Here is a 19,168-nt window from a genome sequence, read left to right on the forward strand (position 1 = left end):
TGCGCGGCGATCGCCTAAGTGGTCGTTATTGCGCGGCGCAAACCGTCGATCAAAGTGAACGAGCTGCGAACGAGCGCGACAAAACTGACCGGAATACCGCTGCGACGCCGAACCGCCTACGAATGGCATGTTCAGTTACCACTTTGCAGCCTGTGTTGGTTTACGGGAGGTTGATATCGCGGTGCCGTAGCACCTCCTTCAAAACGGCAGCGCCACGCTGGTCTTGATCTCCTTCAGCACCACGTTGCTGCGGACGTAGCGGATGCCGGGGATGCGGAACATGAACTCGTCGAGGAAGCGGTTGTAGGCCGCCATGTCCTGCACGACGACGCGCAAATGATAATCGGCGTCCCCGGTGGTCGCAAAACACTCCAGCACCTCGCGGCGCTTGGTGACCCTCGCCACGAATTCATCGACGAACTTCGCATCGTGCCGCTCCAGCGAGACGTGGAGGATGGCGGACATCGCAAAGCCCGCCTGCTCGCGCGCGACCAGCGCCGCATAGCCCTGGATGACGCCGCTCTCCTCCAGCGCGCGCACCCGCCGCCAGCAGGCCGAGGTGGACATGCCGACCCCGTCGGCGAGTTGCTGGTTGGTGGCGCGGCCATCTCGCTGGAGATGGGCGAGAATGCGGGTGTCCTGCTCTTCGATCATGGGAGGCTCCAATTCGAGCAGATCTACCAGATTGGGCGCCTGCATGCAAAATTCTACCGGATTTCCATAACAGAAGGGATAAATAGGTAAGACCTACCAGCGGCCCGGGCATAACCTTCCAGCACTGGGCAGGATGCCGCGCGAGGTCCGCCATGGACGCCATTCCGTCACTCGACACGTACGAGCTCTCCGATCGCTATGAGCGCGAGGAGGGCCGCGTCTTCCTCACGGGCACGCAGACCATCGTCCGCATCGCGCTCGACCAGGCGCGACGAGACCGTGCGGCCGGGCTCAACACCGCCGGCTTCATCTCCGGCTATCGCGGCTCGCCGCTCGGTGGCATCGATCTCGAGCTCTGGCGCATCCAGCAGCGGCTCAAGCGGGATCACATCGAATTCCTTCCCGCCGTGAACGAGGACCTCGCGGCGACAGCTGTACTCGGCTCGCAACAGGTCGAGACGCAAGGCGACCGCGAGGTCGATGGCGTGTTCGGGCTCTGGTACGGCAAGGGCCCGGGCGTCGATCGGTCCGGCGATGCGCTCAAGCACGGCAATGCCTATGGCTCCTCGCCGCATGGCGGCGTGCTGGTGGTCGCCGGCGACGACCATGGCTGCGTCTCCTCCTCGATGCCGCACCAGTCCGACGTCGCCTTCATGAGCTGGTTCATGCCGACGCTGCACCCCTCGGACGTCGGCGAATATCTGGCGTTCGGCGAATATGGCTACGCGCTGAGCCGCTTCTCCGGCATGTGGGTCGGCTTCAAGGCGATCTCCGAGATCGTGGAATCAGGCGCATCCATCGCGCTACGCCCGCCGCGCGTCTTCCGCACGCCAGACTTCACGCCGCCGCCGGGCGGCCTGCACTATCGCTGGCCCGATTTGCCGGGCCCGCAGATCGAGGAACGGCTGGAAGCGAAGAAGCACGCGGTCTACGCCTTTGCCAAGGCCAACCCGATCGACCGGCACATCTACGATATCCCCAGCGCCACCTACGGCATCGTCACCACCGGCAAGGCGCATCTCGACCTGATGGAAGCGCTGCGGCTGATGGGCCTCGATGAAGCGGCCTGTCGCCGCATCGGCATCGACGTCTACAAGGTCGGCATGGTCTGGCCGCTGGCGCTGCACGACGCGATGGAGTTCGTGAAGGGCAAGCGCGAGATCCTGGTGGTCGAGGAGAAGCGCGGCATCATCGAGAGCCAGTTCAAGGAATATTTTTACGATTATCCCGGCAGCAAGCCCGAGCGCATGGTCGGCAAGCACGACGAAACCGGCGCACGGCTGATCTCCTGGATCGGCGAATTGTCGCCTCGCGCGCTCGCGAACGTGCTCGCGCGCCGGCTCGATCCGATGTTTCCGGGTCTCAATCTCGCCGCGCGCGCGGCCGCCCTGATGCCGGAAGCCGCGCGCACGATCAATGTCAGCGGCGCGACGCGCACGCCCTATTTCTGCTCGGGATGTCCGCACAACACCTCGACCAAAGTGCCGGAAGGATCGAAGGCGCTCGCCGGCATCGGCTGTCACTTCATGGCGAGCTGGATGGACCGCGAGACCTCCTCGCTGATCCAGATGGGCGGCGAGGGCGTGAACTGGGCTGCTTCATCGCGATTTACCGGCCGCAAGCACGTGTTCCAGAATCTCGGCGAAGGCACCTATTATCACTCCGGCTCGATGGCGATCCGGCAGGCGATCGCGGCCAAGGCCAACATCACCTATAAGGTCCTGTTCAACGACGCGGTCGCCATGACCGGCGGCCAGCCGGTCGACGGGCCCGTCAGCGTCCATGCCATCGCCCACAGCGTCCGCGCCGAAGGTGTCGAGCGCATCGCCCTGGTGTCGGACGATCCCGCGCAATTCAGGCCGGCCGACCTGCCATCCGGCGTGACCATCCATCCGCGTGAGGAGATGGATGCCGTGCAGCGCGAGCTGCGCCAGGTTCCCGGCGTCTCGGTGCTGATCTACCAGCAGACCTGCGCCACCGAGAAGCGGCGCCGGCGCAAGCGCGGGCAGATGGCCGATCCCATGCGCTTCGCCTACATCAACGATCTCGTCTGCGAAGGCTGCGGCGACTGCTCGGTGGAATCCAACTGCCTCAGCGTCGAGCCGAAGGAGACGCCGTTCGGGCGCAAGCGGCAGATCAATCTGTCGGCCTGCAACAAGGATTTTTCCTGCCTCAACGGCTTCTGTCCGAGCTTTGTCACAGTCGAAGGCGCGACGCGGCGGAAGAAGAGCGCGAGCCGGATCGATGCGGCCGGCCGCGCCGCCACACTACCCCTGCCCGCGCCCGCAACGCTCGAGCGGCCCTACGATCTCTTGGTGACCGGCGTCGGCGGCACCGGCGTGATCACCGTCGGCGCGCTGATCGGCATGGCCGCGCATCTGGAACACCGCGGCGTTTCGGTGCTCGACTTCACCGGCTTTGCGCAGAAATTCGGGCCTGTGCTGAGCTACATTCGCCTGGCCGCGAGCCCTGAGGCGCTGCACCAGGTCCGCATCGACCAGGGCGCGGCCGATGCGCTGATCGGCTGCGACCTCGTCGTCAGCTCCTCGCCCAAAGCCTCAGGCACATATCGCCGCGGCACCCGTGCCGCCGTCAACACCGCGGAAATGCCGACCGGCGACGTGGTCCGCTTCCGCGACGCCGATCTCGCTGCGCCAAGCCGCCTGCGCGCAATCGGTCAGGTCATCGGCGAGCACAATCTCGACACGTTCAATGCCAATGCGCTGGCCGAACGCCTGCTCGGCGATGCCGTCTACGCCAACATCATCATGCTCGGCTTTGCCTGGCAGCGCGGTCTCGTCCCTGTTTCGCTGCAGGCGCTGCTCCGCGCGATCGAGCTCAACGGCGTCGCGATCGAACGCAACAAGCAGGCCTTTGCCTGGGGCCGGATCGCCGCTGCCGATCCGGATTTTCTGCCGACCTCGGACAAGGCACCTGAAGCCGAGACGCTCGACCAGATCATTGCCCGGCGCGCCGAGTTCCTCGCGGCCTATCAGAACAACGCCTACGCGGCGCGCTACCGGGCGATGGTCGGAAAGGTCCGCAATGCCGAGGCCAAGCTGAACAGTGAGGCGCTGACCGAGGCGGTCGGTCGCGGCCTGTTCAAGCTGATGGCCTACAAGGACGAGTACGAGGTGGCGCGGCTCCACATGCGAAGCGGCTTTCTCGACGAGCTGAAGCGTGAATTCGAGGACGGCTTCAGCATCCAGTACCACCTCGCCCCGCCGTTCCTGAAGTCGCGGCGCGATGCACGGGGACGTCCGCGCAAACGCGCCTTCGGCCAGTGGATTCAGGTGCCTCTGGCCATGCTCGCGCGCTTGAAAGCACTGCGCGGAACGCCTTTCGATCCGTTCGGCTACACCGCGGAACGGCGCGCAGAGCGTGAACTGATCGCCTGGTATGAAGGCCTGATCGAGCGGATGCTGGGCGAGCTCGATGCGGCGCATCTGCCAAATCTCGTGGCGATCGCCAAAGGCCCGATGGATATCCGCGGCTATGGCCCGGTGAAGGACATCGCGGTTGTGCAGGTGAAGGCCGACGTCGAGCGGCTGCTCGCCGAACTGGACACGCCATCGCCGGCAAGGATGCACGCCACCGGTTGACGCGGCGCCGCGGACGCTTCAGCCTCTGCTCCTTAAGGGACGCTCTGATGGCCTCCTGCGATCGGGTGATGCATCATGGATTTCGACCAGTTGACACTGACCGAGGCCGCGGCCGGCCTCGCCGCCGGGACATTCACGAGCACCGCACTCACCCGGGAAGCCCTGGCCCGCGCCAAGGCCAACGCCGAACTCAATGTCTTTGTCACCCTGGACGAAGCCGGCGCCTTGAAGGCCGCGGCCGCGTTCGACGCGGCAGGCGATAAGACAAAGCCGCTCGGCGGCGTACCTATCGTGATCAAGGACAATATCGAGGTCGCGGGACTGCCCTGCAGCGCCGGCACACCGGCGCTGAAGGATTACATTCCGAAGGCCGACGCGCCTGTCGTGACAAAGCTGCGCGATGCCGGGGCGGTCATCATCGGCAAGACCAGCATGCACGAGCTCGCCTTCGGCATCTCCGGCTACAACACCGCGTTCAAGACCGGCGCCGAGTACGGCGTGCGCAACGCCTATGATCGCACTTTGATCGCCGGCGGCTCCTCGTCAGGCACGGGCGCGGCGATCGGCGCACGGATCGTCGCCGGCGGGCTCGGCACGGACACCGGCGGATCGGTGCGGGTGCCTGCCGCCCTGAACGGATGCGCCTCGCTGCGCCCGACGGTCGGCCGCTACCCGCAAGACGGCATCGCGCCGATCTCGCACACCCGCGATACCGCAGGCCCGATGGCTGCGACCATAGCGGATGTCGCGCTGCTCGACCGCGTCATCGCCGGTGGCGATGCGCTTGCGCCGGCGGATCTGACGCAGGTCCGCGTCGGCCTCGCGAGATCGATGCTGGCCAATCTCGATGCCGACACCGAGGCCGCGTTCCAGGAAGCCGTCGCGAAAATGAAGGTGCAAGGCGTCACGGTCGTCGGGATCGAGATGCCGCAACTGGCAGAGCTCGACGCCCAGGTCAGCTTTCCCGTCGCGCTGTACGAGGCCTATGACGATCTGGTCGTCTATCTCAGGCACACCGGCACCGGCCTCTCCATCGCGGCACTGGCGGAGCAGATCGCCAGCGCCGATGTGAAGGGCACCTATGACGGCTTGGTGATCCCGCGCAAGCTGCCTGGTCCCGACGGCACCCTGGTTGACGCCAAGCCGATCTACGACGCCGCGATCGAGATTGCGCGCCCCGCGCTGCAGGCGCTGTACGCCAGGAGCTTTGCCGACAACCGGCTCGATGCGATCGCCTTCCCGACCACGCCGCGCGTCGCCATTCCCTCCAATCCGGAGTCCAGCAGCCTCGAGAATTTCGGCCTGTTCATTCAGAACACGGACCCAGGCAGCAATGCCGGGATTCCCGGCATCCAGATCCCGATCGCGCTCGGCGCCAGCAGCAGATTGCCGATCGGGCTTGAGCTCGATGGCCCCGCCGGCAGCGATCCCCGCCTGCTCGCGATCGGCATGGCGCTCGAGGCTGCGTTCGGGCGCTTGCCGCCACCGGCTCGCTGACGGACTCCCTCCGGAAATGCTGGAAGGTGGCGCCTCGTTCGTTCGGCCGGCTGGACAAGGCGAGGGGAGGTCCGATCCCGTTCATCGTGGTATTTCGATGGGGGTGGGCGTACCTTCCTTATCGCTGTCGAATACGATCAGGACCCGCAGTCCGGCGGAAGTCGCGCCCAACGGCAGCAGTCCCTCCGGCTTTCGCTTTGGATCGAACGGGAGTTCCTTCAATAGCCGCACGGTCTCGGACTCTCCGTCCCAAGAATATATTGCGTAGGCTCCCGGCCCGTCCGCAACAGGACCGGCCAGGATGAGGGTGCGATCGCCGAACGCGGCGAGATCGCGTACACCCCTGTTGTCACCGAGCGGAAGTCGGAACAGCCGGTGAGTCGTGCTTTTTCGATCACCGAACAGCGCGTCTATCTCTACCGACAGGACGACGGCGCGATTGTCGTTCAAGACGGGGCCCCGGAATCCCGCGAGCAACGTCCGATCGTCCTTGATCGCCAGGCCCTCGATGGTCAAGCCGTTCTCCTCCAGCCTGATATCCATGAACTCGAGAAGCGCAGGTTCGGCCGCGATGACCTCTCGCAATTGCCCTGTACGCTCGATGCCCGACGCATTGCCATCTGCCCCCGTCGTGCGGAACCGAACGATCTGGCTGCTTGCGGCAATCCTCGCCCGAATCTTATCGGCATCTTTCTTGGGGTCGAGCTTGTGGTCCTTGTCCCGCGGATGGCCATGCGAGCCGATGACGTAATACTGCCCTTTGGAGAAGGCGACGCCCTCGCCATCAAGTTCGAGCGCCTTGCCATTGAACGTGTTGTCGATCAACTTCACGGGGCTGCCGGCGACGAGCTTGCCGTCGGTCAATTCGATGAATTGAGCGCCCTGGAGATTGTCGTCGATAACGAGGCACGAACGGGGAAACCCATCAGCGGTCGTGCAGGCGATGCCGCTGACATCCTTCGACTTGCCTCCGTCCTTGCCGATCAGCTTGTTCTTGACCGGCCACACATCGTCGGCCGCAGCAGGAGAAGGCTGCACGCCACCAGCCATCACGAGGCCGAGCAGCAAAGTCGCAATCCATCCTGTTCTGGCAATGGTCATCGAAGCCTCCCTAGAGCCGCAGTCGGGCCAGACCAAGCCATCCAGCTCCATCACAGGATGATGCCGCCAATCCCTTGCGAAGCTCTCACGCAAGCGAACGTTGACCGGCTTGCCCCCGGTCGATCGGTCAAACATGGAAGAGCAACAGATGGAAGAGGAGAAGCTAGAAAGCTGGCCTGGACGAAACGTCGTATCAAAAAAGAATCGAACCGAATGCCTCGGTCCCAAATACATCATTCATATCTCAGGTTGTATTGTTGCAGGCAACTCGGCGTTGTCAACACGCTTTCTGCCGCACGTGGAGCCGGCGGTGAAAGGTCTCATGAATACGGGTTGATCAGCTTCTGCTGCTCGGCGCTGTGGTGCACGAGCAGGTCGATGAAGGTCCTCACTTTCGCCGACAGATGATGACGATGCGGATAGACCGCGTTCATGGAGAGCTCGACCGTCCGATATTCCGGCAACAGGCGCACGAGGCGGCCAGCTTCGAGATCATCCTGAATGAGGAACCCCGCCATCAGGCAGATTGCGGCGCCCTCCAGCGCGACCTCGCGCAGCGCTTCTCCGCTATTGGTGACGAAGCTGCCGGAGACGCGCACCGAGGCCGGCGTGCCCTTGCGATCGAGGAAGCGCCATTCGTCGCCGAACGGATAGTTCAAGTGCCGACCACAATTGTGCCCGGTGAGCTCGTCGAGCTTCTGCACCCGGCCGTGCTTCTCGATGTAATCGTGGGAGCAGCACAGCACGTGGCGCCAGGTGGCAAGGCTGCGCACGATCAGGCTTGAATCCGGTGGCTGTGTCATGCGCAGGGCAACGTCATAGCCTTCTTCGATGAGGTCGACCTCGGCCTCGCCCATGCGCAGATCGATCTTGAGCTCCGGATAGGTCGACAGCAGTTTGGCCGCAATCGGCGCGACGAACGGCACCATGTGCGTGGCGACGTGAATGCGCAGCGTGCCGCGCGGCACCGACTGCAATTCGCTCGCGATGTCGTCGGCCTGTTCGATGTCGGCGAGAATCTGCACGCAGCGGTCGTAATAGGCCTTCCCGATCTCGGTCAGATTGACCTTGCGCGTGGTGCGGTGAAGCAGCCGCACCCCGAGCCGGTCTTCCAATGCCTGCACGTGATTGCTCACCATGGTGGTCGACATGTTGAGCTTGCGGGCTGCTGCGGAGAAGCCGCCGGTCTCGACCACCCGGCTGAACACTTCGAGGCTGGTCAATCGATCCATGGCTTTCCTTGACTGGGATGTGCGCCTCAGCAGCAATCGCGCGGCAATCGCGCTGGCGTAGCCGCTCGCCTGACCCGGTAGACATCACGAACCAGGGTGACCGCTCAGATTATCCACCTTGAATGGATAATCCTTCCAGAATCTAGCCAATTATCATCCGGGCCAGCAAGACCGATAGTCTCAGCGAGCCGACAGGAGACTGCAATGTCCGAAATGCCCCGCACCGAGACCTTCCAGCAAGCCACTGAAATCACGCGCGATTACGCCAAGGCGCCGCCCGCTATGCCGGCCCGGAACAGGGTCCGGCGCGCGGCCTTGGCGCTCGCGCTGCTCGCAGGCACTGCGACCATGGCCTACTACGGACACGATTACTGGACCAACGGCCGCTACCTCGAATCCACCGACGACGCCTATGTGAAGGCGGACTCCACGATCGTCGCGCCGAAAGTCTCCGGCTACATCGCCAAGGTGCTGGTCGGCGACAATGAGAAGGTTCGGGCGGGCCAGCTGCTGGCCAAGATCGACGACCGCGATTTCAAGGCGGCGCTCGACCAGGCGAAAGCCGACGTCGCTGCCGGCGAAGCCTCGGTCCGCAACATCGACGCCCAGCTCGAACTGCAGCAGCCGATCATTGAACAGAGCACCGCCGACGTCGCCGCTGCAGAAGCCAATCTGAAATTCGCTCAGGAGGAGCGCGCCCGCTACGACGACCTCATGAAGTCGGGCTCCGGCACGATCCAGCGCGCGCAGCAGACCGACGCGGCGCTGCGCGCCAGCAGCGCGCAATTGCAGCATGCCAAGTCCGGCCTCGTCGCCGCGCAGCGCAAGGTCGACGTGCTCACCACCCAGCGCGCCCAGGCCACCGCCCAGCTCGAACGCGCCCGCGCGGTCGCGCAGCAGGCGGCGCTGAACCTGTCCTATACCGAGATCACCGCGCCGGTGGACGGCACGGTCGGCGCCCGCAGCTTGCGTGTCGGCCAATACGTGCAGGCCGGCACGCAATTGATGGCGGTGGTGCCGCTCGACGCCGTCTACGTCGTCGCCAATTTCAAGGAGACCCAGCTCACGCATGTGCGGCCGGGCCAGCCGGTCGAGCTGCACGTCGACAGCTTCCGCAACATCAGCCTGCGCGGCCATGTCGACAGCCTGTCGCCGGCGAGCGGGCTCGAATTCGCGCTGCTGCCGCCCGACAACGCCACCGGCAATTTCACCGAGATCGTGCAGCGCGTTCCGGTGAAGATCGTCCTCGACGACCACAGCCTCACCGGCTTGCTGCGGCCCGGCATGTCCGCGGTGCCGACCGTCGACACCAAACAGGCGGTGCTGGCCGAGCGCGAGACGGCCAAGCGCCTTGCCGACAATACGCCCCGCGCGAATGGGGGTTGAAGCCATGGGCACGCTCCAACCGGCCCTCAACGCCACCTCCGCCAATCTTCCCGCCCCCGTAGCATCCGCCGCGCCGGCGGTGTCGACAAAGACCTGGATCGCGGTGATCGGCGCCACGCTCGGCGCCTTTATGGCGGTTCTGAACATCCAGATCGTCAACGCCTCGCTCGCGGACATTCAGGGCGCGATCGGCGCCGGCATCGACGACGGCGGCTGGATCTCGACCTCCTATTTGATCGCCGAGATCGTGGTCATCCCGCTGTCGGGCTGGCTCGCGCAGGTGTTCTCGATCCGCATCTATCTCCTCACCAACGCGATCCTGTTCCTGGTTCTGTCCGCGGCCTGCGCACTGGCGCAGGATCTGTCGCAGATGATCGTGCTGCGTGCCATCCAGGGCTTCACCGGCGGCGTGCTGATCCCGATGGCCTTCACGCTGATCATCATGCTGCTGCCGCGCGCCAAGCAGCCGGTCGGCCTTGCGCTGTTCGCGCTGTCGGCGACTTTCGCGCCGGCGATCGGCCCGACCATCGGCGGCTATCTCACCGAGAATTTCGGCTGGCAATACATCTTCTACGTCAACCTGGTTCCCGGCGCGATGATGGTCGGCATGCTCTGGTACGCGCTCGAGCCCAAGCCGATGAAGCTGGCGCTGCTTCGCGAGGGCGACTGGGCCGGCATCATCACCATGGCGATCGGCCTGTCCGCGCTCCAGACCGTGCTGGAGGAAGGCAACAAGGACGACTGGTTCGGCTCGCCGTTCATCGTCAAGCTCTCGATCATCGCCGCTGTTGCGCTGACGGCATTCCTGATCATCGAGCTCACGGTGAAGAAGCCACTGCTCAATCTGCGTCTGCTCGTGCGTCGCAATTTCGGCTTCGGCATGCTCGCGAACTTCCTGCTCGGCATTGCACTCTACGGCTCCGTGTTCATCCTGCCGCAATATCTGGCGCGTATTCAGGGCTACAATGCCGAGCAGATCGGCATGGTGCTGGCCTGGACCGGGCTGCCGCAACTCGTGCTGATCCCGCTGGTGCCGCGCCTGATGCAGAAGTTCGATGCGCGGATCATCATCGGCGTCGGCTTCGTTCTGTTCGCAGCATCCAACTTCATGAACATCAACATGACCAACGACTATGCCGCCGACCAGCTGCTGTGGCCCAATATCGTGCGCGCCATCGGCCAGGCGCTGGTGATGGCGCCGTTGTCGGCGGTCGCGACCGCAGGCATCGAAGCGGAGAATGCGGGCTCGGCCTCCGGCCTGTTCAACATGATGCGCAATCTCGGCGGCGCCGTCGGCATCGCGCTGCTGCAAACCGTGCTGTCCAAGCGCGAGCAATATCACTCCAACGTGCTGATGCAGTCGGTCTCTGTGTTCGAAGAGGCCACGCGCACGCGGCTCGAGCAGCTCACGCAATATTTCGTCAATCACGGCGTTATCGACCGTGCGGACGCCGCGCATCGCGCCTATGTCGCGATCGGCCATACCGTACAGAAGCAGGCCTTCATCTTCGCCTTCAGCGACACGTTCTACCTGCTCGGCATGGCGCTGATCGTCGCTCTCATCGCCGTATTCTTTCTGAAGAAGCCTGGCCAGGTCTCGGCCGGCGGAGCCCACTGATCAACCAACGAAAAGGAGAACGACCATGAAGCCCCGCATGAACTACTATCAGGCCGCACCCGATACGATCAAAGCGCTGATGGCGCTGGAGGCGCAGATCCAGTCGACGGGCCTCGAGAAATCGCTGATCGAGTTGGTCAAGATCCGGGCCTCGCAGATCAATGGCTGCGCCTTCTGCATCAACATGCACACCGAGGACGCCCGCAAGCGCGGCGAGACCGAGCAGCGCATCTACCTGCTCAATGCCTGGCGCGAATCCCCGCTCTATTCCGACCGCGAGCGCGCCGCGCTCGCCTGGACCGAAGCGGTGACGCTGATCTCAGAGACGCATGCGCCCGACGAGACTTACGAACAGGTCCGCGCGCAGTTCTCCGAGGAGGAGACGGTGAACCTGACCATGCTGATCGGTGCCATCAATGCCTGGAACAGGATCGCGATCGCATTCCGCGCCGTGCATTCGGTGAAGGTGAAGGCGTCAGTGGCTTAAACCGACGGCAACGGACGGTCTCGTAGGGTGGGCAAAGCGTAAGCGTGCCCACCATTCTTCAGCAAAAACGTGAGAAGGCGTGGGCACGGCGCAAGCGCGCCTTTGCTCACCCTACGACAGCTGCCTATGCCGCTTACACCGCCGTCGCCTTGGCGAAGTCCACGTAGATCTCGCGCAGGCGCGTCGCCATCGGGCCGGGCTTGCCGTCGCCGATCGTCTTGCCGTCGATGGCGACCACCGGCTGCACGAAGGAGGATGCGCTGGTGATGAAGGCTTCCTTGGCGGCGAGCGCTTCGGCGACCGTGAAGGAGCGTTCCTCGACGCGCAGCTGGCGCTCCTCGGCAAGCGCAATCACGGCCTTGCGGGTGCAGCCGGGCAGGATCGCGTTGGAGTTCTGGCGGGTGACGATGACGTCGTCCTTGGTCAGGATGAACGCCGTGGACGAGCCGCCTTCGGTCACATAGCCATCCTGCAGCATCCAGGCTTCGCCGGCGCCGGCTTCCGCCGCGGCCTGCTTTGCCAGCACCTGCGCCAGCAGCGCCACGCTCTTGATGTCGCGGCGCTCCCAGCGGATGTCGGGCACCGTGATGACGTTGATGCCGGTCTTGGCCACCGCGGCATTGATGATGTCCTTCTCCGACGTGAACATCACCAGGCTCGACCTGACGTCAGCCTTGGGGAACGGGAAGTCGCGCCCCTTGTCGGCACCGCGCGTCACCTGGAGATAGACGAGGCCGTTCACGAGCTTGTTGCGCGCGATCAGCTCCTTCTGCAGCTCGGTGATGCGCTCGATGGTCTCCGGCAGCTTCAACTTGATCTCGCCGACGGACCGCTCCAGCCGCGCCAGATGCGAAGCATTGTCGACCAGCTTGCCGTCGAGCACGGCCGAGACCTCGTAGATGCCGTCGGCGAACAGGAAGCCGCGATCGAGCACCGAGATCTTGGCTTCCGAGAGCGGGACGAATGAGCCGTTGACGTAGGCGATCGAGTCCAAGGCAGGTCTCCTGGGAGGGGGAATTTGGCGCGCTTATACGCCAGTTAGAGGGACGGATCATCCCTCTATTTGTCATTCCGGGGCGGCGCGAAGCGACGAGCCCGGAATCCATAACCCCGGCTGGTGATTATGGATTCCGGGCCCGCGCCAAGGCGCGTCCCGGAATGACAGAGGAGTTAATGCGACAGAATCTTCGACAAGAACTTCTGCGCGCGGTCGCTGCGGGGCTTGCCGAAGAAATCGTCCTTTGCCGCGTCCTCGACGATCTCGCCGCGGTCCATGAAGATGACGCGGTTGGCGACCTTGCGGGCAAAACCCATCTCGTGGGTTACGACCATCATGGTCATGCCCTCGCGGGCGAGATCGACCATGACGTCGAGCACCTCGCTGACCATTTCCGGATCGAGCGCCGAGGTCGGCTCGTCGAACAGCATCACGATCGGATCCATTGCGAGCGCGCGCGCGATGGCGACACGCTGCTGCTGGCCGCCGGAGAGCTGCGCCGGGAATTTCTGCGCCTGCTCCTTCAAGCCGACGCGCTCGAGCAGCTGCACGGCCTTGGCCTGCGCCTTGTCATGCCCCCTGCCCAGCACCTTCTCCTGCGCCAGGCAGAGATTGTCGATGATCTTAAGGTGCGGAAACAGCTCGAAATGCTGGAACACCATGCCGACGCGCGAGCGCAGCTTCGGCAGATCGGTCTTGGGATCGTTGACCTTGGTGCCGTCGACCAGGATGTCGCCGCTCTGGAACGGCTCCAGCGCATTGACGCATTTGATCAGCGTCGACTTGCCCGAGCCGGAGGGGCCGCAGACCACGACGACCTCGCCCTTGGTGACATTGGTGGTGCAGTCGGTCAGCACCTGGAAGGTGGGGCTGTACCATTTGTTGACGTGGCTGATTTCGATCATGAGCGGGGAGCCCTAGCGAATGATGGCGATGCGCGCCTGGAGGCGGCGGACGCCGTAGGACGCGATACAGGAGATGGTGAAGTAGACCACGGCGGCGAACAGATACATTTCGACCAGGCGGCCGTCACGCTGCGCCACCTTGCTCGCCGCGCCCAGGAAGTCGGTGATCGACAGGACGTAGACCAGCGAGGTGTCCTGGAACAGCACGATGGTCTGCGTGATCAGCACCGGCAGCATATTGCGGAAGGCCTGCGGCAGCACGACGTAGCGCATGGTCTGGGCGTAGGTCAGCCCCAGCGCGCTGGCCGCGGCCGGCTGGCCGCGCGAGATCGACTGGATGCCGGCGCGCATGATCTCGGAGAAATATGCCGCCTCGAACATGATGAAAGTGACGAGCGAGGACGTGAACGCGCCGACGCTGATCGGACGCGAGGCGCCTGTCACCCACTGCCCGATATAGGGCACCAGGAAGTAGAACCAGAAGATCACCAGCACCAGCGGCAGGGAGCGCATGAAGTCGACATAGATGCCGGCGATGCGGCCCAGAATCTTGAATCCGGACAGGCGCATCAGGGCGAGCGCCGTGCCGAAGACTAGGCCGCCGAGAGCTGCGAGGAAGGTCAGCGTCAGCGTGAACGTCATGCCCTCGTAGAACAGATACGGCAGCGCGCGGCGGATGACGTCGAAATCGAGATTGCCGAACATCGCTTATTTCCCCGTGATGTAGCCGGGGATCGCGACCCAGCGCTCGAGGAAGCGCATCGCGGTCACGACGACGGCGTTGACGAGGAGATAGAGGATGGTCGCGGCCGTGAAGGCCTCGAACACCTGGAACGAGAATTCCTGCATCGAGCGCGCCTGTCCGGTCAGCTCGAGCAGGCCGATGGTGATGGCGACCGCGGTGTTCTTGATGGTGTTGAGGAATTCAGACGTCAGCGGCGGCAGGATGATGCGGAAGGCCATCGGCAGCAGCACGTAGCGATAGCCCTGCACGGTGGTCAGGCCGAGCGCAGTCGCCGCCATCTTCTGCCCGCGCGGCAGCGAGGAGATGCCGGCCTGCAGCTGCACGGCCACGCGCGCCGACATGAAGAAGCCGACGCCGATCGCGGCCGTCCAGAACGGCGCGTTCGGCAATTGCTTCAGCCACAGCCCGGCCGCCCTCGGCAGAATTTCCGGCAGCACGAAAAACCACAGGAAGAGCTGCACCAGAAGCGGCATGTTGCGGAAGAATTCGACGTAGGCGAAGCCGAACCAATTGGCGCCCTTCGACGGCAGCGTGCGCATGACGCCGACGATCGAGCCTGTGATCAGCGCGATCACCCAGGCCAGCGCCGCGGTCTCGAGGGTCAGCGCCAGCCCCGACAGCAGCATGTCGAGGTAGGTGCCGGTCCCCATCGGATTCGGCTGGAAGAAGATTCCCCAGTTCCAGTTGTAGTTCACGTGTCCCCCGCGCGAACGCGCCCGTCATTGGACGTCTTGAGCGCCTATGCAAATGTCCGGCCACCCTGGTGTCAAGAGTGGCCGGACATGATCCCGATCGAAAAATCGAGGTTTTATCTTACTTGTAGTCGTCCGGGTTCGGCGAGTCCGTCGGCTTGGCGAACTCGTTCTTCAGCTCGGCCGAGATCGGCGTGTTGAGGTTCAGGCCCTTCGGCGGGATCTTCTGGGTGAACCACTTGTTGTAGATCTTCTCGGCCTCGCCGGAGGTGTAGAGCGCGGCGGTCGCCGCATCAACCACCTTCTTGAAGGCGGGATCGTCCTTGCGCAGCATGATGCCGTAGGGCTCGGGCTTGGAGAACGCGTCCTTGGAGATAACGTAGTCGTCCGGGTTCTTCGAACCGGCGACGAGGCTCGCCAGCAAGATGTCGTCCATGACGAAGGCGACCGCGCGGTCGGTCTCCACCATCAGGAAGGCTTCGGCGTGATCCTTGGCCGGAATGATGTTAGCGCCGAGGCCCTTGGCGACATTGGCTTCGGTGAGCTGCTTGATGTTGGTGGTGCCGGCGGTCGAGACCACGGTCTTGCCCTTGAGGTCATCGATCGACTTCAGGCCGCTCGACTTCTTGAAGACATAGCGGCTGGCGGTCAGGTAGTGGGTGTTGGTGAAGGCGACCTGCTTCTGGCGCTCGGCATTGTTGGTGGTCGAGCCGCATTCGAGGTCGATGGTGCCGTTGGCCATCAGCGGGATACGCGTCGCCGACGTCACCGGGTTGAGCTTGACCTCGAGCTTGTCGAGCTTGAGCTCCTTCTTCACGGCCTCGACGATCTTGTAGCAGATGTCCATCGCGAACCCGACGGGCTTCTGGCTGTCGTCGAGATAGGAGAACGGGATCGAGGAATCGCGGAAGCCGAGCGTGATCGCGCCGGTGTCCTTGATGTTCTTCAGCGTGCCGGTCAGCTCCTGGGCCCCGGCTTGGCTGACGACGAAGGTCGCGGCGAGCGCGAGCCCGATGTGACGGAAATGTTTCACGTTTTTCTTCCCCTTTCGGATGATGCGGCCCGGATGCAAGCACAAATCGGGCCGGATTAGAATGTAACTTTCGGCTGGATCGTCGGCTCAGGTTAACGGGCCTGTCAGTGGCTTTGGCAACTCTCCGAGATCCCAGAACAGCCCGGCCATCACCGTCAAGGCCTCTTCGGTCAATGGCAGCAGGATGTGCTCATTGGGCGCATGCTGGGAGCAGCCGGGATAGGAGTGCGGCACCCAGATCGTCGGCAGTCCCAGGATCTCGGAGAACACGTCATTGGGCAGCGAACCGCCGAAATTCGGCAGGACGGCCGGCGCCTTGCCGGTGGTCGCTCGCACCGAATCCGCCGCCCATTTGATCCACGGACTGTCGAAATCGGTGCGCGATGCAGCAAAACTCTGCGCCGCGCGCACCTCGACCATCGGAAAGCCGCGTCCGACCAGATGTGCGCGGACAGCGTCGATCAGCCCTTCAACCTTGGTCCCAACCACGAAACGCAGTTGCAGCACGGCACTGGCCTGGCCGGGGATCGCGTTGGCCGGCTTCTCGATATTGCCTGAGGACATCGCCAGCACTTCCAGCGTGTTCCAGGCGTAGAGCCGTTCAGCAGCCGAAAGCCCCTCCTCGCCCCAATTTTCGGCCAGCGCCGGCTCGTCGGCAGTCGGCACCACCTCGACGTCGGCGAGATAGGAGCGGATCTGGTTGGTCAGCCGCGGCGGCTTCAAGGCATCGAGCTGCAGACGGCCGTGGCCGTCGACCAGGGTAGAGATCGCGTTGACCAGGATGGTCGCGGGGTTGGCGAGCACGCCGCCCCAATTGCCGGAATGGTGGCCGCCGTCGCGCAAGTTCACGTCGAGGTGGATGCGGATGCCTCCACGACAGCCGAGAAACAGCGTCGGCCGATCGGCCGAGAGGCGCGGCCCGTCGGAGGCCATGAACAGGTCGGCCTTGAGCGCGTCGCGATGGAGATCGCAGACCTTGCCGAGATCGGGCGAGCCGATCTCCTCGCCCATCTCGATGATGAACTTGGCGTTGAAGCCGAGCTTACCGCCGCGCGCCTCGCGCACCGCACGCAGCGCGGCCATATTGATGCTGTGCTGCCCCTTGTTGTCGGCGGTGCCGCGGCCATAGAGGCGCGTCCCGGAAGCATTGGTGCGCCAGGGATCCCGGCCATCACGCCACTCGCCTTCCATGCCGTCGACGACATCGCCATGGCCGTAGACCAGCACGGTCGGCGCAGACGCGCTCTCGTGATGCTCGGCGAACAGGAACGGCGCCTTGCCGCTCGGGGATTCGACGATGCGGCTGGAAAAATCGAGCGCGGCGAAAGCCGGCTGCATCTCCTGCTCCAGATAGGCGCGCAGCTCGGGGCCGCGCTGCGGATTCTGGCTCTCGGTCTTGTAGGCGACGCGGCGGTCGAGTTCAGCGAGGAACGCGCCGGACTTGAAATCCTCACGGGCGCGGGCGATGGCGTCGGCTCTGGTCATGCTTGCTTTTCGAGATGTGAGACGAAGGACCTTACCTGAGGCGGGTTGGCCTTCGAAAGTGGCGGGGACTCGGATAGTTCTTGTAGTTCGCTTCTTGTAGGTCTCTTCTCGTGGTCCTCTTGGGATTTCGTTCTTGCTTCCTTGAGACTGGCTTGCCAGGCACAGCTGCGACGCTGACTTTGGCTTTGCCAAGCGCAAGCCTTCTATCTTGGCCCTTGCCAAGGGCCAATTATATGCAAGAACTTCGCCAAGTTGGGGCGCACATCTATCATTCGAAGAGCGCTCAGTACAGGGCGCCGAGGGACCAGCATGGCCAAAGAGATCAGGCTCAACGCCTTTGCGATGAATTGCGTCGCACACCAATCACCGGGCCTGTGGACCCATCCGCGCGACCGTACCGCCGAGTATAACCGCCTGTCCTACTGGATCGATCTCGCCAAGACGCTGGAGCGCGGCCGTTTCGACGGGCTGTTCCTGGCCGACGTGCTTGGCGTCTATGACGTGTATGGCAACAGCCCTGACGCAGCCTTGCGCAATGCAGCGCAGACGCCGTCGAACGAGCCGCTGCTGCTGCTGTCGGCGATGGCGGCGGTGACGCAAAATCTCGGCTTCGGCGTCACCAGCAATCTGTCCTTCGAGCCGCCCTATCCGTTCGCACGGCGGATGTCGACGCTCGATCACCTCACCGAGGGGCGGATCGGCTGGAACGTCGTCACCGGCTATCTCGACAGCGCCGCGCGCGGTGCCGGCAAGGACAAGCAGACCGGCCATGACGACCGCTACGACATCGCCGACGAATATATGGAGGTCGTCTACAAGCTCTGGGAAGGCAGCTGGGAAGACGATGCCGTGCTGCGCGACCGCAAGCGCGGCATCTTCACCGACCCGGCAAAAGTTCATCGCGTCAATCATGCGGGCGCGAACTACCGCATCAACAACACCATTCACCTCAGCGAGCCCTCGCCGCAGCGCACGCCCGTGCTGTACCAGGCCGGCACCTCGCCGCGCGGCCGGCAATTCGCGGCCAGGCACGCCGAGTGCGTGTTCATGTCGGGACCGTCAGCCAAGGTGATCGCGCCGCGCGTCTCCGCAATCCGGCAGGAGGCGGCCGCACTCGGCCGCGATCCGGCGGAGATCCTGATGTTCTCGATGATGACGATCATCCTCGGACGGACGGAAGCCGAGGCGAAGGAAAAATACGCCGACTACCGCCGCCACATCAGCCCAGAAGGCGCGCTGGCGCTGATGTCGGGATGGACCGGCGTCGACTTCTCCGGCTACGACCTCGACCAGCAGGTGCGCCACGTCCAGAACGATGCCGGCCGCAGCGCGATGGACAACGTGACCCGCGCCGACCCTGACCGCGTCTGGACCGTGCGCGACGTCATCGAGCATGTCGGCATCGGCGGCGCTGGCCCGGTCGTGGTCGGCACGCCCGAGATGGTCGCAGACAAGATCGAAGCATGGTTCGAGGCGACGGATGTCGACGGCCTCAACGTCGCGTTCGCGATCTCGCCCGGCGATTTCGAGGATATCGCCGACATGCTGGTGCCCGAGCTGACGCGGCGCGGAAGGTACAAGAGCGAGTACGCCAAGGGCACGTTGCGGGAAAAACTGTTCGGCGAGGGCCGCGCGCGCCTCGACGCGCCGCATCCCGCGGCGGAGTATCGCGTGGGGAAGAAGGGGTAGGCGGAAGATCGCGCCACAGCCAGGCTGTCGTCCCCGCGAAGGCGG

At 64.1% G+C, this 19,168-nt stretch carries 15 protein-coding genes; 6 read left to right on the forward strand and 9 right to left on the reverse strand.

All coding sequences use genetic code 11. From position 1 onward, the window contains the following. Nucleotides 1-198 precede the first annotated feature (198 nt). Nucleotides 199-654 carry an Lrp/AsnC family transcriptional regulator gene (locus I6F20_RS13870; protein WP_225126576.1) on the reverse strand — a complete coding sequence of 152 codons (456 nt, stop codon included), beginning with the start codon at nucleotides 652-654 and terminating at the stop codon, nucleotides 199-201. 152 nt (nucleotides 655-806) lie between these two features. On the opposite strand from I6F20_RS13870, the gene I6F20_RS13875 reads away from it, so the two are divergent. Beyond that, nucleotides 807-4,256, forward strand: coding sequence for an indolepyruvate ferredoxin oxidoreductase family protein (locus I6F20_RS13875; protein WP_225126578.1), 3,450 nt, complete (start codon nucleotides 807-809; stop codon nucleotides 4,254-4,256). Nucleotides 4,257-4,331: 75 nt separating this feature from the next. Then, a complete protein-coding gene (gene iaaH, locus I6F20_RS13880) occupies nucleotides 4,332-5,753 on the forward strand; it encodes an indoleacetamide hydrolase (RefSeq protein WP_225126579.1) in 1,422 nt (473 codons plus the stop codon). A gap of 81 nt (nucleotides 5,754-5,834) precedes the next feature. Here the strand turns inward: iaaH and I6F20_RS13885 are convergent, their stop codons facing one another. After that, on the reverse strand, nucleotides 5,835-6,854 hold the full coding sequence (locus I6F20_RS13885) for a DUF3616 domain-containing protein (RefSeq protein WP_225126580.1): 1,020 nt from the start codon (nucleotides 6,852-6,854) through the stop codon (nucleotides 5,835-5,837). A gap of 320 nt (nucleotides 6,855-7,174) precedes the next feature. Beyond that, nucleotides 7,175-8,086, reverse strand: a complete 912-nt coding sequence (locus I6F20_RS13890) for a LysR family transcriptional regulator (protein WP_035997299.1) — start codon at nucleotides 8,084-8,086, stop codon at nucleotides 7,175-7,177. A gap of 204 nt (nucleotides 8,087-8,290) precedes the next feature. On the opposite strand from I6F20_RS13890, the gene I6F20_RS13895 reads away from it, so the two are divergent. The 3 genes from I6F20_RS13895 to I6F20_RS13905 are packed head-to-tail and all read left to right on the forward strand — an operon-like array spanning nucleotide 8,291 to nucleotide 11,577. After that, on the forward strand, nucleotides 8,291-9,472 hold the full coding sequence (locus tag I6F20_RS13895; RefSeq protein WP_225126581.1) for an HlyD family secretion protein: 1,182 nt from the start codon (nucleotides 8,291-8,293) through the stop codon (nucleotides 9,470-9,472). Between the two features lie 4 nt (nucleotides 9,473-9,476). Further along, the gene (locus tag I6F20_RS13900) at nucleotides 9,477-11,090 is read left to right on the forward strand and encodes an MDR family MFS transporter (RefSeq protein WP_225126582.1); all 1,614 of its coding nucleotides are present in this window, start codon (nucleotides 9,477-9,479) and stop codon (nucleotides 11,088-11,090) included. A gap of 25 nt (nucleotides 11,091-11,115) precedes the next feature. After that, complete coding sequence (locus I6F20_RS13905; protein ID WP_225126583.1) at nucleotides 11,116-11,577, forward strand: carboxymuconolactone decarboxylase family protein; 462 nt, start codon at nucleotides 11,116-11,118, stop codon at nucleotides 11,575-11,577. Nucleotides 11,578-11,710: 133 nt separating this feature from the next. Here the strand turns inward: I6F20_RS13905 and I6F20_RS13910 are convergent, their stop codons facing one another. The 6 genes from I6F20_RS13910 to I6F20_RS13935 all read right to left on the reverse strand — a co-directional run bounded on the left by I6F20_RS13910 (nucleotide 11,711) and on the right by I6F20_RS13935 (nucleotide 17,434). Beyond that, a complete protein-coding gene (locus tag I6F20_RS13910) occupies nucleotides 11,711-12,571 on the reverse strand; it encodes a D-amino-acid transaminase (protein ID WP_036021055.1) in 861 nt (286 codons plus the stop codon). Between the two features lie 176 nt (nucleotides 12,572-12,747). Next, complete coding sequence (locus I6F20_RS13915) at nucleotides 12,748-13,479, reverse strand: amino acid ABC transporter ATP-binding protein (RefSeq protein ID WP_036036333.1); 732 nt, start codon at nucleotides 13,477-13,479, stop codon at nucleotides 12,748-12,750. A gap of 12 nt (nucleotides 13,480-13,491) precedes the next feature. Next, a complete protein-coding gene (locus tag I6F20_RS13920; protein WP_128266201.1) occupies nucleotides 13,492-14,184 on the reverse strand; it encodes an amino acid ABC transporter permease in 693 nt (230 codons plus the stop codon). Between the two features lie 3 nt (nucleotides 14,185-14,187). After that, complete coding sequence (locus I6F20_RS13925) at nucleotides 14,188-14,919, reverse strand: amino acid ABC transporter permease (RefSeq protein WP_225126584.1); 732 nt, start codon at nucleotides 14,917-14,919, stop codon at nucleotides 14,188-14,190. A gap of 118 nt (nucleotides 14,920-15,037) precedes the next feature. Further along, a complete protein-coding gene (locus tag I6F20_RS13930) occupies nucleotides 15,038-15,949 on the reverse strand; it encodes an amino acid ABC transporter substrate-binding protein (protein ID WP_225126585.1) in 912 nt (303 codons plus the stop codon). Between the two features lie 87 nt (nucleotides 15,950-16,036). Next, nucleotides 16,037-17,434, reverse strand: a complete 1,398-nt coding sequence (locus I6F20_RS13935; RefSeq protein ID WP_225126586.1) for a M20 family metallopeptidase — start codon at nucleotides 17,432-17,434, stop codon at nucleotides 16,037-16,039. Between the two features lie 309 nt (nucleotides 17,435-17,743). Here I6F20_RS13935 and I6F20_RS13940 point away from each other — a divergent pair, with 309 nt between their 5' ends. Then, the gene (locus I6F20_RS13940; RefSeq protein WP_036021046.1) at nucleotides 17,744-19,123 is read left to right on the forward strand and encodes an LLM class flavin-dependent oxidoreductase; all 1,380 of its coding nucleotides are present in this window, start codon (nucleotides 17,744-17,746) and stop codon (nucleotides 19,121-19,123) included. Nucleotides 19,124-19,168 lie beyond the last annotated feature (45 nt).

It is taken from the genome of Bradyrhizobium sp. IC3123, from assembly GCF_020193625.1.
Classification (GTDB): Bacteria; Pseudomonadota; Alphaproteobacteria; order Rhizobiales; family Xanthobacteraceae; genus Bradyrhizobium; species Bradyrhizobium yuanmingense.

Bases quoted from the DNA above. Each gene is read 5' to 3' on its own strand.
- I6F20_RS13870 (WP_225126576.1), bottom strand. From the start codon at position 654: ATGATCGAAGAGCAGGACACCCGCATTCTCGCCCATCTCCAGCGAGAT.
- I6F20_RS13875 (WP_225126578.1), top strand. From the start codon at position 807: ATGGACGCCATTCCGTCACTCGACACGTACGAGCTCTCCGATCGCTAT.
- iaaH (WP_225126579.1), top strand. From the start codon at position 4,332: ATGGATTTCGACCAGTTGACACTGACCGAGGCCGCGGCCGGCCTCGCC.
- I6F20_RS13885 (WP_225126580.1), bottom strand. From the start codon at position 6,854: ATGACCATTGCCAGAACAGGATGGATTGCGACTTTGCTGCTCGGCCTC.
- I6F20_RS13890 (WP_035997299.1), bottom strand. From the start codon at position 8,086: ATGGATCGATTGACCAGCCTCGAAGTGTTCAGCCGGGTGGTCGAGACC.
- I6F20_RS13895 (WP_225126581.1), top strand. From the start codon at position 8,291: ATGTCCGAAATGCCCCGCACCGAGACCTTCCAGCAAGCCACTGAAATC.
- I6F20_RS13900 (WP_225126582.1), top strand. From the start codon at position 9,477: ATGGGCACGCTCCAACCGGCCCTCAACGCCACCTCCGCCAATCTTCCC.
- I6F20_RS13905 (WP_225126583.1), top strand. From the start codon at position 11,116: ATGAAGCCCCGCATGAACTACTATCAGGCCGCACCCGATACGATCAAA.
- I6F20_RS13915 (WP_036036333.1), bottom strand. From the start codon at position 13,479: ATGATCGAAATCAGCCACGTCAACAAATGGTACAGCCCCACCTTCCAG.
- I6F20_RS13920 (WP_128266201.1), bottom strand. From the start codon at position 14,184: ATGTTCGGCAATCTCGATTTCGACGTCATCCGCCGCGCGCTGCCGTAT.
- I6F20_RS13935 (WP_225126586.1), bottom strand. From the start codon at position 17,434: ATGACCAGAGCCGACGCCATCGCCCGCGCCCGTGAGGATTTCAAGTCC.
- I6F20_RS13940 (WP_036021046.1), top strand. From the start codon at position 17,744: ATGGCCAAAGAGATCAGGCTCAACGCCTTTGCGATGAATTGCGTCGCA.